Here is a 2,301-nt window from a genome sequence, read left to right as displayed (position 1 = left end):
GGCCTGCCTGCCGCGACCTGAGCACGAAAGCCGGAACCCGGCCCCACCACACCCGACACACCGTCAGGCACTCACACACTCAACAACGTGACAGCGCCGCAAATACAGCCACAGCGCATGAGAGATGATCCGCCGGGTAGCGGTGGCCCTTGTATGACGGCGGCGTCGACGCCATGAAAGATCCCCTCCCCGGATACGATCAACCCCAAGATCATCCCGCGCACACCAGCCAACGTGACAATGCCATCTCGTCGATTGCTATCGCGATAGCCGAGGCTCTCTCACCTCGGCTTGACCGTCAACTGGCAGGCCACGGAGTATCTGAAGTTGAAGCATCATCGCCAGGCGCGTGCTCGGTTCACTGAGGTTGACACCGCCCAGATCGCTGATGCGTCGCAGCCGATAGCGAAAAGTATTCGGGTGGATGGAGATAGCTGCCGACGCTGTGGGCACGTCCCCGAAGGCGTCGAACCACGCCGACAGTGTCTCAACCAAGTTTGTCTTGTGCTCAGCATCGTAGGCCATCAGTTTTGTGATCGGTCCAGTGATGCGATCACCCCGCGCGGCTGCCAGGTCTCTGAGTTCCAGGAGAAGCGCGTCGAAATGCACGTCGGCGAGGCTGGCTGCTCGCTGCCCAGCGCCATTGCGGGCCCGCAGGACTCGCAGTACCCTTCCGACGGTTGTTCGTGAATATGCCAGCTCGGTCGGCGTGCGAGCAACTGGTCCGATTCCGATAACCGCTCGTACCCGGCGTCCCAACAGGCCAAGGAACTCGTTCGCCATCTGCACTGCGCGCTCCTCCGCGGTGGCCCCGCAACGGCTGGCCGGCACGAGACCGTAGGTCATGTTGCCGACGAATGCCGACGCGCTACGGGGGCTCAACGCGGCCAGATGCACAGTGAACGCGTCACTGATCCGCATGCGCTCAGCCTGGAGGGTTGTGTCAACGGCCAGGCTATGTTCATCTTCAGGCCGATCGAGCAGCTCGAGCGCGAACAACACGACAGCCTGATTCGAAAGACCTAGCCGTGAGATCGCTTCATGGGCCTCTGGACCGCCTTCGAGGGCGGTGCTTACCAGGTCGCTGCGCAGGCGACGTTCCACATCGGCGCTGGACCGCACGCGAAGCAGGTGCAAAGCGGCCACCTTCGCCGCTTCGACTAGCGCCTGTGAACGCTCCTCGCTCAGCGGCTCGCGTACCGCGGCCCATATTGAGCCAAGTACTTCATCGCCGGCGCGGACCGCGATCGCGACGCGCGGCAGATCATTTGCGCCCAGCTCGTCGGGTTCGATCCACACCGGCTGATCGCTGCGGTACAGCTCGCGGAATACCCCCCGCTCGAGGTAGACCCGAGTGGCCTGCTCTGGAACCCGACGTCCGAGGATCACGTCGACCCGCTGACGGTCGGCCTCGCCCTGACGACCGGAGAAAGCGAGCACCCGCGAACCACAGTCCTCGATCGTGACCGGCGCGTCCAATAGTGCGGTGATCGCGTTCGCGAGCGCGAAAAGGTCGCCGGACTCGACACCGCCGAGAGTCGCTGACTCAACCTGCCCGACTGAGTCCTCGGCAAGCAGAGACCGGAGCATCGCCGCGAGCTGTGTCCAGGATGCCCCCCGGGTCAGGCCGAGTACGACGACACCCGATTCCGCGGCTGCCTCCGCGATAACCTGGCTCTCCGGCACCGGCGCGCGAAGCACCAGGGCCACGGCCTCGCGCGTGCCGAGTTCCCGCAGTGTTCCCGCGATCGATTCTTTGTCGAGCAACGCGACGCCGAGTACTACGGCCCCCCGCGGCAGATCCGGCTGGTCAGCGGGATCCCAGATCGAGACTCCTCCGACGTGCTCCGCTCCGCTCGGGCTTCCCAATACGAGATTCAGCAGCGTCCCACCAAGACCGTCAAGGATCCCGCCGAGCGTTGCTCGCGGCCGCTTGTTCTCCACGCCGAGTGTCATTCGCGGAGGGTAACACCGCAGACCGGGGAAGAACATGTAGCGAACGACAATCCACGGGGCTACAGTTGTTGCCTTGCACTATACCTGTCACGCAGTGCGGCCACTGCAGCCGTCGGGGAGTGGGTCGGAAGTATGACCGCATCTCGCCGTCGGCCTTGCCCCAGATCAGCCCGACGGGAAGGCCGCGTCGCAGTTCGCCGCGGGCGGCCTTGTTGCGGCCGAGCCAGCGCCGCCGGTGGCGGATAGGAGATTGTCAATCCCCTCGCGCTGTGGAGATCTTTCAAGCGGCCAACTCCATTGTGGGGTCGGCCTGATGGTCTCGTTCGTAGTCGGTCGGGCTCCGGT

Annotated in this window: 1 protein-coding gene; it reads right to left on the bottom strand. The window is 64.5% G+C overall.

Annotation, left to right across the window (positions count from 1 at the left end; all coding sequences use genetic code 11):
- Nucleotides 1-258: 258 nt before the first annotated feature.
- Entirely contained in the window at nt 259-1,956 is a 1,698-nt protein-coding gene (locus tag ACWEKM_RS46405; protein WP_451627345.1) for a PucR family transcriptional regulator, read from the bottom strand.
- Between the last annotated feature and the right edge of the window lie 345 nt (nt 1,957-2,301).

The organism is Streptomyces sp. NPDC004752 (assembly GCF_053601275.1).
The sequence above is the reverse complement of the archived record's forward strand: the minus strand, read 5'-3'. Positions and strand labels throughout refer to the sequence as shown.